Below are 12,775 nucleotides of genomic sequence, written 5' to 3'. Positions count from 1 at the left end.
TGCTTGGGTTTGATAAGCTCAAATTATCGATGCTGGATGAAATAAGCAATTTTGGTTTGGGGTGGCATCTCGCCTTAGCCTTTCCGGAGGATCTTCACGATCCGGTTGTAAAAGATCTCTGACACGTTCCACATCGTCCCTCCGCTGGTATTGACAAACTGCACGACCACGGCATCGATATCGGGATGGTAAAAGGCATGGCTCTGATAGCCGGGAAGCAAGCCCGTATGCCCGTATTCGTAAATGGAAGAGTAGATCGCTTGTTCCTCCTCGCTGAGCAAAGAGCCGTCGTTCAAGGCGCGGATGAAGATGCCCACTTCCTCTGCCGTGGAAATCATGGAGCCACCCGGCTGGATGAAGTCATTGCCCTTGATATCGGGCTCATAGCCGACAAAATACCCGCTCATCAGTTCCTCGGCGTTGATCTCGCTCATCAGGCTGTACGTGTGGGTGAGTCCCATAGGGGCCAAGATCTCCTCGCGGATATAGCGATGATGGCTGTAGCCGAGCGTCCTGTCCAGAATGTCCCCGATCAGCAGGTAGTTGGTATTGGAGTAGGCGTACTTCTTGTCCGGGGCAAAATCCGCCGGCTGACCGAATACCAGCTGGTAGGTTTCGGCGGTCTTCTTGAAGGGGTCGTCCCAGGGATAGTCTGCATGGTAGGTGTAGTCGGGGATGCCACTCCGATGCCGCACCAGCATGAGAAGGGTGATTTGGGCCGAGTTTTCGATCTTGTCCGCAAATTCCGGAAGGTACTCCGCCAGGCTTTTGTCCAGGGAAAGCGTGCCTGCTTGGGTTAGTTTTGCCACTGCCACGGCGATGTAGAGCTTGCTGATGCTGGCGATTTTGAAAAGGGAATGCGGGTCGGCAGGGATTTGGTTTTCCCGGTTTTTCCAACCTGCGGCATAGAGGGCGGGTTCCTTTCCCCTTTGGTCCACATAGACGATCATCCCATCAATGCCGTAGGAAATCGCCTCGTCTACCTGCTCCTGCACCGTCTCGGGCAATGGCATGATCCAGGCTTTGACCAGGTTCCAGGGCGGAAAAACAATCAGGCTGATCAAGCCTGCCAAAGGCATCGCAATCTGAAAAAATCGCTTGGTTTTGCTTTTTGTCATTCATCCAAGGTAGGGAAGGCAGACGGGGAATGAAAAGAAACCGGGAGGTTTTGGGAGACTGCCGCCGGAAGATGCTCTTGGAGGGTTCGTCAAAAGGTCAACTCCAACCCACTGGAAAGAGGAATCGGTTCTGGCTACATTCTCCAACCCTCCAAGGGACTCAAAGCCCTTGGAGGGTTTTCTGCAAAGTCCTATTTTCCAAAAAGCCACTCGTTTTCAGGATTGTATTCCAATTCATGATCTTTTATAAAACCGGCTAGCCCGCCAAACCAGTCCAAAACAGCCTGCTTTTCAAGTTTTGTCTGCGATGTCGAGATCAAAGACTTCCAAGAACTGAATTTCCAATCCCTGAAATCTTTCACAAATCCGTGGTGAGCAGGGTTTTGATGGATATAGGTAATGCACCTCGTGAAATAGCTGTCGCCCTCGATTTTTCTTCGTTTGATATTCGGGACAAAGAGACTTCCCTTTCTCTGGTACTTTTTGTTGAAAGCTTGAGTATAAGAGTTTAGAAAATTGGAGAAAGCTTGACTTGGGTTTTTTACCAGATCTTCCCTCATTTGAATCATCACGTGGAAATGGTTGGGCATCAAACAATAGGCAAAGGTTTTTGCCACTGGCTGGATATGGATCGCGTATTTCGAAAGGAAAAACAGGTAGTTCTCTTCCTCCCGAAACAAGTTGTCAAGCCCATTTGCATGAGTCCAAACATGGTAAAAAGTACCCGGTTCAAATTGGTCCTTTGGAGTAGGCATAGCTGAAAAGTCGTCTTTAATTTACTGAAAAAAGGAAAGAAAACTGGCTAAATATTCCAACCCTCCAAGGGGCCAAAAGCCCTTGGAGGGTTTCTGCAGCTTGTGTCCACCCTCCAAGGGTTAAAAACCCCTTGGAGGGTTCGTCAAAAGGGCAGCTTCGACCTCCTGGAAAGAGAAATCATTTCTAGGTAAATTCCCTAACCCTCCAAGGGACTCAAAGCCCTTGGAGGGTTTTTGCCACGGCCTCCTGCACCTCCTGAAATCCCTGATATCCACAAATCACGGCTTCGAAGTTCTCCAAATCACCCAGATGCTTTAGCGCAAGTGGATTGCCGAAGTGGACGAGGATGCTGGGTCTGGATTTAGCCAGATTTTGAATTTCTTCCAAGGTCTCTCGGTTCATTCCAAACTGATTCAGTGGCTTGTGGCTGGGCACAAAAACAGCTATTATCTGCTTACTAGCGGCTTCAGCTGGAGGCAGATTCAGCAGCTCTGCGAAGTGGCTTTTTTCTTTGCTGAAAAACTCCCGATAGCCCAGTTTGCCTTCTTCGGCCAAAGCCCTCAATTCTTCCTTGATTAATTTTCCGGAGTGGACTTGTACATAGTTCTCTGCCAAAGTTCGTTGGAACTTGGAATGGCTTTCCCAATCGAAAACTGGGACTTCCACCTTTTTGGACTCCATCACGCCCAGTCGGGCCTTAAGCTCCATGATCTTTTGGAAGGCAGTGTCGATCTGGTCCTCGCTGGCTTTTTCGGAGATTTTTTGGATGCCCTCCTTCACATGATCGGAAAAACAAAGGATGTCATTTCCGGCTTGGAAGGCTTGCCATTCGAGTTCGCCGGGTTCGGGGAAAAGGTTGGCGACAGCCTTCATGTTGAGCGCATCGGAGATCACCAGGCCTTCGAAGCCCATTTCTTCCTTCAGCAATCCAGTAATCAGTTCTCGGCTGATGCTGGCAGGGATATCTTTTCCTCCAGTCAGGGCAGGAACCGCCAGATGTCCCACCATAATCAATTTCACTCCTCTGTCGATCCCATATTGGAAAGGAAAAAGCTCTTCCGCCTGGAGCTCTTCTTTGCTTTTGTGCAAAATCGGCAAACCCAAATGCGAGTCTGTCGCGGTATCTCCATGTCCCGGGAAGTGCTTCAGGCAGGCTCCGATTCCCGCTTTGCTCATGCCTTGGTAGGCTGCCAAAGCCAATTCAGCCACTTTTTTGGTGTCGTTTCCAAAAGAACGGTATCCGATTACCGGATTCTCTGGGTTGGTATTGACGTCGGCGCAGGGGGCGAGATTGAGATGGATTCCGGAACGCTTCATGTCCATGCCCATGCGGTAGCTCACCTCTTCCACATAGACCTTGGCATCGGTTTTCAGCGCGCCCAGCGTAATGGCAAAAGGGTATTGCGGGGTGTCTTCTACGCGCATTGCAAGACCGTATTCCCCGTCGATGCTGATCAGCAAAGGAACTTTGGATGCCGCTTGGTAGCGGTTGATGAGTCCGATGAGTTTTTCAAAAGTCCCGGAAGTATTCAGGCTTTCCGCCCGCTTCTCAAAGTTGGCTGCGGCGGAGTGGCGGCTGTGGAAAAAGGTCAACCCGCCGATTTCCTGCTCCACGATCATGCGCTCCATGGCCTGGTAATTTTCCTCCGTGTCGTGGATAAATGCGGCAGGAGAGAAGATTTGGGCTGTTTTTTGGGAGGTGTTCATTGGAAGATTTAGTTGGTGTCAGGCCGAGCGGAGTCGAGGTCATTTTGCGTGATTGGGGTCTTACTTTAATTTTCCGGTAGCGTGAAATGTTACTTGCGATCAACTAACGATCTTTTCAAATTGATTTATGCTCATCTTTTTCAAAGTTCTTTTGGCTTGACCCAAAAGAACCAAAAGGTCAAGATTTGCCAAAGCTCCCACCGCACAAGGCCGAACGCTGGCTCGCTGGCAAATCCTCCCACCGCGCCTATCCGATTGAAATTTGGTGCTACGCTGGCAAAATCAAGGCTTTAAAGTTGGAAAGATGTCTCAATACTACCCATCCCCTCGTAAATCGTATTTCGTAAATCGTAAATCAAGATGCTTTCTTCCCAAACTCCCTCGGATACTTCACCCAGTACGCCATGGCGAATCCGGGAATCGTGGCCAGCACCACCCAAACGAAGAATCCGGGATAGCCCAGCCACTGCTGCATATAGCCGCTCAGCATGCCGGGAAGCATCATCCCCATCGCCATGAAGCCCGTCGCCAGCGCATAGTGGGCGGTTTTGTACAAGCCTTCGGCCAGATAGATCAGAAAAACCATGAAGGCCGCAAAGCCAAATCCATAGCCAAACTGCTCGATCACTACCACCGTGGAGGCAAAAGCAATGCTTTCCGGCTGAGACCAAGAGAGGAGCACGTAGCCGATGTTCGGGGCGTTGATCGCGAAAGCCATGGGTATCATCCAGCGCCCGAGCCCGTCCCGGGAGATGACGACCCCTCCCAGAATTCCCCCAATCAATAGGGCAATGACTCCAAGGGTACCGTAGATAAATCCAACCTCCGTCGTGCTCAACCCCAGGCCCCCTGCTTCCCGGGTGTCCAGGAAAAAGGGCGAGGCCATCTTCACCAGTTGGGATTCTCCCAAGCGGTACAGCAGGACGAAGGCCAGGGAGAGCCCGATGTTTTTCTTGGTGAAAAAGGTAGAAAACACCTTCCCAAAACTGGGCTGCTCTTCTTTGGAACCTGTTTTCTCCAAAATATTCGGAGTCGCCAGATAGTTGAGCCCGGTCAAGACCAACATCAAGCCAGCCACGCCGATCATGGTATAGGACCAAGCTTGGGCTGGATTGCCGTATTTTTGCTCCATGTAGCCAGCCAAAATCACGATCAGCCCTTGTCCCGTGATCATCCCGACCCGATAGAAGGTACTTCTCAGGCCTACAAAGAAACTCTGCTGCTCCGGCTTCAAGGCGATCAGGTACAGCCCATCGGAAGCGATGTCGTTGGTGGCGGAAGCAAAGGCTCCCATCCAGAAGAAGGCCAGCGTGACGGTGAAAAACTGCTCCGTTCCGGTCGTCAGCCCTACCCCAAGAAAGACCAGGGAAAGGATCAATTGCATGCTGAGAAACCATTTTTTCTTGCTGCCAAACAGCTCCAAAATGGGACTCCAGATGGGCTTGATCACCCAAGGAAGGTAGAGGAAAGAGGTGTAAAGCCCGATGTCGGCATTGGAGATGCCCAGGTTTTTGTACATGATCACCGAGACGGTGATGATGACCACGTAGGGCATGGACTCGGTCAGGTACAGGGAGGGAACCCAAAACCAGGGGCTTTTCGGGTTGTTTTGGGTCATTTTTTTCTAAGTAGGTTTTGGTAGATGCTGGTTTCGGAGCCTTCGATGACTCGGGCATCCACGGTTTTTTCATAGAACTCGGCCGGGCCCACGCCGCCGATGATGGCATAGGCATAGCCCATTTCCCGCATGGACTCCAAGGCTTTGGTCAAAAGGACTTTTCCGATCCCTTTTCCACGTTCGGATTCCAGCGTGCCGGTGGGGCCAAAGAAATTGCGTGCAGTGCTCTCATAGACGGCAAAGCCCAAAATGGCATTCCCCCGCTGGGCTATCCAACAGGAGACCGGCTGCCGGGAAAAAGATACCTCTACCTCGGACTGCCAATAGGCTCCGAAGTTTTCCATGACCCATTCGCTGACCAGGTGTTTTTCCGGGGCGATAGCTTTTCGGAAAACGATCCGCTCCTTGTCAGCGAGCTTCTTTTCCAATTTCGAGCTATCCGGGAGCTCTGTCAGCCGAACGAGCATGTCTTTCATGGGCGGGAGGTTTTTGGGGTTTGGAATACCTGGGTCTGCACGATCCGGCCATAGTGGTCGATCCAGCGGATGGCCAGGTAGTCGGTGTTCAGACTCGGTACTTCTAAATATCGCACTCTTGATCCACCTACCCAAGCGGTGTGGATTCTTGCGTCGTGAAGCGTCGTGAGGTCATTTCCTCCCTGCACCATGGCGTAGCGGATGGCTGGGTCGATGGGCTTTTCCAGGCTGATTTGGGTTTTGTCGGCGCTGGTCTTCACGTCGAAGACGACGGGGACTTCGATTACCGCCGGAGTTTTTGGGACAAAAGAAGGCGGAAGGGTAGGCTCGTTGTAGACTTCCCGCTTGAGGAGATCGGCTATGTCGCGATTTTTCTGATAGATGGATTTGGCGGAGAAAAAGGCGTTTCCGTGGATCTGGGGTAGGGTGCGGGTGTAGTTGACCTGCGTATTGAGCTCCGAGGGGTTTTGCCAAGCCGCGTCGGAGTCGTCCCGGATCTTGTAGGGGCCGTTGCCGATGTAGACGTTGGTATTGTAGCTGTTGTTGGACCACCAGTCGGCGAGCTTGCGATAGGAGGCGAGTCGGTGCTCCATGCTCCAGTAGAGCTGAGGCAGCATGTAGTCCACCCAGCCGTTTTTCATCCAGAGCAGCACATCCGCGTAGAGATCATCGTAGTTGGTTTGGCCAGCTTGCGTCGGAGAGCCTTTGGGGTCTTTGCTCTGGTTTCTCCAGACTCCGAAAGGCGAGATTCCAAACTGCACCCAGGGCTTGCGGCTCTTGATGGTTTCGTTTAGGGCAAAGATCAGGTCGTTGACATTCTGCCTTCTCCAGTCGTCGATGGACTGGCCGGGCTTTTTGTATTTGTTGTAAGAAGCTCGGTCGGGAAACTCCAGCTTGGGCTCCCGGTAGGGGTAGAAGTAGTCGTCAAAGTGTATGGCGTCCACATCATAATTGTCCACGATCTCGGCAATCACGGCGAGGAGATGGGCTTTCACTTCGGGCAAAGCAGGGTCGTAGTACCACTTGCTGCCATACTTCAGCATCCAGTTGCGGTGCTTGTTGTAGTCATGCTCGGGGCTCAGCTCCTCCGTGTTCAGCGTCATGGTGGCGCGGTAGGGATTGAGCCAGGCGTGGAACTCCAAGCCTCGGTCGTGCGCCTCCTTGATCATCCAGGTCAGGGGATTTTCCGAAGTGGCCGGGGCTTTTCCCTGCTTTCCGGTCAGGTACTTGGACCAGGGAGCCAGATTGCTGGGGTAAAAGGCATCCCCGGCAGTCCGCACCTGCACGATCACGGCGTTGAAGTTGTGGTTTTTGTAGTAGTCCAGCAGCGCCCGAAACTCGCTCTTCTGCTTTTCCCAGGGATCGGTAGAAGACAGCGGCCAGTCGATGTTGGCGACGGTAGCGATCCATACGCCGCGAAACTCCCGGGGAATGTCCGGCATCTGGTAGCTCAGCGGCTTCAGTGCCAAAGCTGGCTGGGTTGTCTTGGGAAGGGTCTCGGAGGTTTTTGGGGTGGTTTGGGTAGCCGGAGGAGTCGTGGTGGACGGCTTTGTCGTCGTCGGTGGAGTGAGGGGCGGCTTTTGGGCAATGGTAGGTTTTTGGGATTTACAGGAAGCGAAAAAAAGGAGTAGACAGATGATCCAAACGGGCAGTTGATGTTGGAAACGCATAGAGATAGAGCTGGGGTACTGGTTTGGGATTTGAGTGGCTATTTCTGACTAGCTAAGCAAATCTTCGGCCTGTGAGTGGTCAGGCCAAGTTGAAGCGAGGTTGCGCCCCGTCATCGCGAGTGCAACGAAGCGATCTTACTGTCATTTAAACGCACTTGTTTGAGATTGCTTCACTACGTTCGCAATGACGCTATAGCTTGGGTACTGGCTTGAGATTGAGATCATCGAGGTTTTTTCGCAGTTGGTTCATGAATTTGTCCCCCGGATCGGTCTTGACCGTCCGATAGTTCGGGTCGGCTTCTTTCCATAGCTCCGTAGTCTGAAAGTTTTGGTACTCGTGGTGGCCGATGACGTAGTCGATGGGATATTTTCTTTTCAGGTGGCGGACCAGCTGTTCGTTGGCTTTGAGTTGCGCCTTGGTCAGGGGCATGTCGTCGCTGCCGATATTTTCCACGCCTATGGCCAGATAGTTTAAGCCAATTGTGTGCCGAGCGAAAGCGGTGTCTGGCAAAAGCCTGAAAATCGTCCCATCCCGGTCGATCAGAAACTGGCTGGATACATTCAGGTTACTCGCTCCGGTCAGGTCTGCCCGTCCGCCAAGCAGCGGGGGATCAAACACGTCGAAGGTCACCTCGATGTTGTCTATCGCCGTCCAGTGCACGACGACCATCTGAGGCTGGATGGTGGCTGTTTTTTGCTCCAGTCCATGCCGGTCTTTGAGGTATTGGAGGGAAAGCTGCTCCCGCTCGGCATTCCAGGTGATGGGCTTGTCGATGATGCGGAAGGTGGCCTTGGGACTGCAGGAAAATGAAAAAGAGGCAATTGCCAGCAGCACTGCGAATGGATGGGATTTGCGCATGTTTCCGTTTTTGAAATGGGACAAACAACGCGGCTAAGCTAGCCAGAAAACGGCAGGAAAGGAATGGGGAGAATGGGAAAAGCTGGGCTAGGGATTGCCCAAGGTAGTTTGGGAAAAGCTCCCACCAGGTTTTCGACAAATACAAACGGCCCCATTGTTCGTGGGGCCGTCTGCATGGGATGGAGGAAAGGGGGCTATTTGCTCGACGCGGTAAACTTTACCACTTCGTTTTTGATCGGCTGGATGGTCTTCAGGTAGGCATAGATGGCCTTGAGGTCCTCCTCCTTCATGCCTGCATACATGGTCCAGGGCATGATGGTATTGAATTCACCCGGCCCGACTTTGGGATTGACGTAGCCCGAATCCGCATATTGTTTGAAGCGGGCCAAAAAGGCAGTTTCGCTCCAACTGCCGATGCCCGTGTCGGGGCATTGGGTGATGTTGGCAGAGATGACCTCGCTGCCGTCTGGAAAAGGAAAGGCGCGTCCTCCCGCAAAGGCGACCTCGGGAAGGATTACCCCTTGGGGACTGATCTGGGTGTGGCATTCGACACAGCCGGAAGCATTGACCAGGTAGGCGCCATAGGCCACTTGGTCGCTGGGCGCGGGCTTAGTGGTCATTTCAGCGTTCTTTGGCATAGTTCGCAGGATCAGACTGACCGGAAAGTCCGCTTTGGACTCCGGAATCTCCGAGGCTACCGAGGGAAGGGAGCGGATGTAGGCGATGATGTCATAGATGTCTTCGGGGTCCATTTTGCCATAGTAGGAGTAGGGCATCAGAGGAAACATGGGCCGGCCGTCATTGGTCACTCCTGTAGTGATCAGGCGGAAGAGCTCCCCGTCCGTGTAGTCGGATATGCCATGCGGGGTGATGTTTTTGGCGAAAAAAACGCCCGGCAAGCCCATGCCATGGTCAAAACGATCCCCGCCGGCTCCCAGCGTTCCAGGGACGGGAGGCCCGGAAAACTGGCTAAAGTCACGGGTGGAATGGCAGTCCATACAGACCGTCACATGGTTGGCGAGGTAGGAGCCCCGCTCGATGCGCTCTTGGGAGTAGTCGATGCTGAGTTCTGGCGCTGGATCTACCTTTGGAAAGCCGAGTTGGAGAAAAACGAAAGTGCCGATCACGAGTAAGACCAGCACCCCGATGAGATAAAGAAAAACCTTCAGAACTTTTTTCATAGGATACAAAGTTTGTTCTTTAAAATTTAGGCATATTCTTATGCATTGAAAATTAATCCCTTACAAAATGTTTTTCATTGTTTAAAAAATGTAATTTTTTCTTGAATAGGTGTTATTGTCCCCGCTTTCACCGTCTTTGACCGTCTGCCACATCCGGGCTTTTTCATTGGGCAACAATTAGTATTTTGCCCCGAAAACCAACCTTACATGAAAAAGCATCTACTTCTACTACTGGTATTGCTTTCGTCCATGCCGCTGTTTGCGCAGGACGAAGTGCTCCAAAAACTTGACGCCAAAGCTGATTTCTACGGGGACATCGCCCGACAGCTTTGGTCTAATCCCGAACTGGGCTATCTCGAAACCAACAGCTCGGCTCTGCTCCAGAAAACCCTCTCCGACGCTGGCTTCCAAGTGAAAGCCGGTGTGGCGGATATTCCCACTGCGTTTGTGGCCGAGTATGGCTCAGGGAAGCCCGTGATCGGCATCATGGCGGAGTTTGACGCGCTGCCTGGGGTGTCGCAAAAAGCCCTTCCCGTGCGTGAGCCTGTGGTGGAAGGCGGCGCCGGCCATGCCTGTGGGCACCATCTCTTTGGCTCAGCTTCGGTGGCCGCAGGGATCTCGGTGATGGACTGGATGAAGGAAAACAAGATACAGGGCACGCTCCGCGTCTATGGGACTCCCGCCGAAGAAGGCGGAGGGGGAAAGGTGTACATGGCTAGAGCAGGGCTGATCAGCGATGTGGACGTGATGCTGCACTGGCATCCCAGCTCGGGCAATGCCGCCGGAGCGACTTCCTCCCTAGCCAATATCTCCACCAAATTCCGCTTTTACGGCGAGGCTTCTCATGCGGCGGCGGCTCCAGAGCGCGGCAAGTCTGCCCTTGATGCGGTGGAGGCAATGAACTTCATGGTAAACCTCATGCGTGAGCACGTGCCTCAGGAGACCCGCATGCACTATGTGATCACCCGTGGAGGCGAGGCTCCAAACGTCGTTCCGGCTTTTGCGGAATCGTACCACTACGTGCGCCATCCGGACGCCATGGTGGTGAAAGAAATCTTTGAGCGCATGGTGAAAACCGCCGAAGGTGCCGCCCTCGGTACCCGCACCCGCATGGAATATGAGGTGATCAACGGGGTGTACAACCTGCTTCCCAACGAAACCCTAGCCCGGATCATGCACAAAAACCTGGAGCTGGTAGGCGGCGTGTCCTACACCGCCGAGGAGACCAAGTTTGCTGAGGATATCATCAAAACCTATCCCGCCGGAGTCAAAGTGAGCCCTGGGGATGCCGAGAAAATCGCTCCTTTCGTCGTTTCCGAGACGGGTGGGGGAGGCTCTACCGACGTGGGAGACATCAGCTGGCTGGTGCCTACAGCGGGTATGGGTGCCGCGACTTGGGTACCGGGTACTTCCGCTCACACCTGGCAGGCCGTGGCCGCCGGAGGCATGAGCATAGGCCAAAAAGGCATGATGGTAGCGGCCAAGACCCTTACCCTGACGGCTATCGATATTTTCAAAGATCCTTCTGTCACCGGCAAAGCGCTGGAAGAGCTGAACAAGCGAAGAGGGGATGGATTCTCCTACGAAGCTCTGGTTGGAGACAGGAAGCCGCCGTTGGATTATAGAAAGTAAGCCCTAGCTTGGAGAAAGATCCAGCTGAAAATGGAATCTTTCTCCAAGCTCTTTTTTACGGCAATTTTTTTGTGCTGCTTGGGTCTCTTGCTTTTCCTGCCCATGGTACCGAGGCCTTCCTTTCCTCTCGATCGGCCTTTCGATGAACTATTCGGGCCGATGGCTTTTGGGGTAAAAAAGTTAGAGGGTGGTTGGAGGGCGAAAGGGGATTGTCCGGTTTGTCACATGATTTAGTTCTTTTGCACTAGGTTGAAGGACGGGATTCTCCACTTTTTCCCTTATTTCAGGGCATGAAAAGATTTTTGCTTGGCCTTGCCCTTTTTGCTCTTGCCCTTCCGGCCTTTTCACAAAAACAGGAAAAACCCAACATCATCCTCATCCATGTCGACGATCTGGGAGCGACTGATTTGGCGGTCTTTGGAAGCGATTTTTACGAAACGCCCCACCTAGACCAGCTTGCGGCCGAGGGCATGCGCTTCACGCAATCCTACGCGGCGGCGCATATCTGCTCTCCGTCCCGGGCGGCCCTGATGACTGGGAAATATCCCGCCAGGGTCGGGATCACGGACTGGATTCGTGCCAAATTTCAGGGTGTGACCACTTCCGGTCTGCCGGGGGAATACGAGGAGTTTCCCGACAAGCCCCTGAAAACACCCAAAATCCAGGGATTTCTGCCGCTGGAGGAGCAGACCATTGCAGAGCGCCTGAAGCCGCTGGGCTATACCACGCTGCATGTGGGCAAGTGGCATCTGGGCGATGAGGGCATGCATCCCGAAAATCAGGGCTTTGACGTGAATATTGGTGGAAATGACCTCGGCCAGCCGCCAAGCTACTTTGACCCTTATCTGCCTGCCCAGCCGCGGGAGTTTTACCAGATTAAAAACCTGCCGCCGAGGAAGACGGGCGAGTTTCTCACCGACCGGGAGTCGGACGAGGTGATCGGTTTTTTGGAAGCGCACCCCGGCCAGCCCTTCTTCGTGCACTGGGCGCCCTATGCGGTGCATACGCCCATCATGGGGCCGGAGGATTTGGTGGAAAAATACAAGGGCAAGACCCCTGGGCAACAGCGAAACCCCGTCTATGCCGCGCTCATCGAAAACCTGGATGCCAACGTGGGCAAGCTCATGGCCTATCTGGATGCAACGGGCGAGCGGGAAAACACCCTGCTGATCTTCACTTCCGACAATGGCGGCCTGATCGGCAACAAGTCCAATCCCATCACCTGGAACATCGGCTTAAGGGAATACAAGGGCTATCCTTATGAGGGAGGAATTCGTATTCCGACTATTGTCAGCATGCCGGGTACGGTGCCGATGGGCGTCGTCTCCGACGTGCCGACCATCTCCATGGACTGGATTTCGACGGCTCTGGAGCTGGCGGGAGAAAATCCAAATCAGCCCGAGTTGGAAGGGGAAAGCCTCTGGCCGGTATTGACCGGAGCGAGCCAAAGCCTCGAAAGGGATCTATTTTGGCACTTTCCCCACTATCGGGCTTCTGACGTGACTCCCCATACGGTGGTGCGATCCGGGAATTACAAGCTAATCTATTTCTTTGACGGATCGGAGATGGAGCTCTACGACCTGAGCAACGACCCGCTGGAGGAGCGAAACCTGTCCAAGCAGTTGCCGCTGGTGGCCATGCAGCTGAAGACCAAGATCGAGGACTTTTGGAAAAACACGGATGCCCGTCTGCCCGTCAAAAAATAGCGAATATGTATTTCCGCAATCTTGGCAGTAAGCGAATTTGCTTCTTCAATCG

At 53.1% G+C, this 12,775-nt stretch carries 10 protein-coding genes; 2 read left to right on the top strand and 8 right to left on the bottom strand.

Annotation, left to right across the window (positions count from 1 at the left end; genetic code table 11):
• Positions 1–74: 74 nt before the first annotated feature.
• The 8 genes from J0A68_RS11475 to J0A68_RS11440 form a co-directional block, all read right to left on the bottom strand.
• On the bottom strand, positions 75–1,118 hold the full coding sequence (locus J0A68_RS11475; protein WP_236025546.1) for a serine hydrolase domain-containing protein: 1,044 nt from the start codon (positions 1,116–1,118) through the stop codon (positions 75–77).
• A gap of 191 nt (positions 1,119–1,309) precedes the next feature.
• Entirely contained in the window at positions 1,310–1,735 is a 426-nt protein-coding gene (locus J0A68_RS11470; RefSeq protein ID WP_317195105.1) for a transposase, read from the bottom strand.
• 352 nt (positions 1,736–2,087) lie between these two features.
• The gene (locus J0A68_RS11465) at positions 2,088–3,581 is read right to left on the bottom strand and encodes a glycoside hydrolase family 3 protein (protein ID WP_206578351.1); all 1,494 of its coding nucleotides are present in this window, start codon (positions 3,579–3,581) and stop codon (positions 2,088–2,090) included.
• Positions 3,582–3,936: 355 nt separating this feature from the next.
• Entirely contained in the window at positions 3,937–5,199 is a 1,263-nt protein-coding gene (locus J0A68_RS11460) for an MFS transporter (protein WP_206578350.1), read from the bottom strand.
• Positions 5,196–5,675, bottom strand: coding sequence for a GNAT family N-acetyltransferase (locus J0A68_RS11455; RefSeq protein ID WP_206578349.1), 480 nt, complete (start codon positions 5,673–5,675; stop codon positions 5,196–5,198). Before J0A68_RS11455 ends, J0A68_RS11460 begins: the two co-directional genes overlap by 4 nt.
• Complete coding sequence (locus tag J0A68_RS11450; RefSeq protein ID WP_206578348.1) at positions 5,672–7,345, bottom strand: glycoside hydrolase family 10-like protein; 1,674 nt, start codon at positions 7,343–7,345, stop codon at positions 5,672–5,674. The genes J0A68_RS11455 and J0A68_RS11450 overlap by 4 nt, the downstream gene beginning before the upstream one ends.
• A gap of 190 nt (positions 7,346–7,535) precedes the next feature.
• Entirely contained in the window at positions 7,536–8,204 is a 669-nt protein-coding gene (locus tag J0A68_RS11445; protein ID WP_206578347.1) for an N-acetylmuramoyl-L-alanine amidase, read from the bottom strand.
• A gap of 194 nt (positions 8,205–8,398) precedes the next feature.
• Positions 8,399–9,385 (bottom strand): c-type cytochrome, encoded by a 987-nt coding sequence (locus J0A68_RS11440; protein ID WP_206578346.1) that lies wholly within the window; start codon positions 9,383–9,385, stop codon positions 8,399–8,401.
• Between the two features lie 207 nt (positions 9,386–9,592).
• Between J0A68_RS11440 and J0A68_RS11435 the strand changes: the two genes are divergently transcribed.
• Both J0A68_RS11435 and J0A68_RS11430 read left to right on the top strand, forming a co-directional pair.
• Positions 9,593–11,017: an amidohydrolase gene (locus J0A68_RS11435; protein ID WP_206578345.1), complete on the top strand. Its 1,425-nt coding sequence runs from the start codon at positions 9,593–9,595 to the stop codon at positions 11,015–11,017.
• Positions 11,018–11,307: 290 nt separating this feature from the next.
• On the top strand, positions 11,308–12,723 hold the full coding sequence (locus J0A68_RS11430) for a sulfatase (RefSeq protein WP_206578344.1): 1,416 nt from the start codon (positions 11,308–11,310) through the stop codon (positions 12,721–12,723).
• Positions 12,724–12,775 lie beyond the last annotated feature (52 nt).

The organism is Algoriphagus oliviformis (assembly GCF_017254915.1).
GTDB classification, from domain to species: domain Bacteria; phylum Bacteroidota; class Bacteroidia; order Cytophagales; family Cyclobacteriaceae; genus Algoriphagus; species Algoriphagus oliviformis.
Note: the sequence above shows the minus strand (reverse complement) of the source record. Positions and strands in the feature narration are given on the sequence as shown.

Coding starts and splice junctions, on each gene's coding strand:
- J0A68_RS11455 (WP_206578349.1), bottom strand. CDS start 5,675: ATGAAAGACATGCTCGTTCGGCTGACAGAGCTCCCGGATAGCTCGAAA.
- J0A68_RS11460 (WP_206578350.1), bottom strand. CDS start 5,199: ATGACCCAAAACAACCCGAAAAGCCCCTGGTTTTGGGTTCCCTCCCTG.
- J0A68_RS11465 (WP_206578351.1), bottom strand. CDS start 3,581: ATGAACACCTCCCAAAAAACAGCCCAAATCTTCTCTCCTGCCGCATTT.
- J0A68_RS11440 (WP_206578346.1), bottom strand. CDS start 9,385: ATGAAAAAAGTTCTGAAGGTTTTTCTTTATCTCATCGGGGTGCTGGTC.
- J0A68_RS11445 (WP_206578347.1), bottom strand. CDS start 8,204: ATGCGCAAATCCCATCCATTCGCAGTGCTGCTGGCAATTGCCTCTTTT.
- J0A68_RS11435 (WP_206578345.1), top strand. CDS start 9,593: ATGAAAAAGCATCTACTTCTACTACTGGTATTGCTTTCGTCCATGCCG.
- J0A68_RS11475 (WP_236025546.1), bottom strand. CDS start 1,118: ATGACAAAAAGCAAAACCAAGCGATTTTTTCAGATTGCGATGCCTTTG.
- J0A68_RS11450 (WP_206578348.1), bottom strand. CDS start 7,345: ATGCGTTTCCAACATCAACTGCCCGTTTGGATCATCTGTCTACTCCTT.
- J0A68_RS11430 (WP_206578344.1), top strand. CDS start 11,308: ATGAAAAGATTTTTGCTTGGCCTTGCCCTTTTTGCTCTTGCCCTTCCG.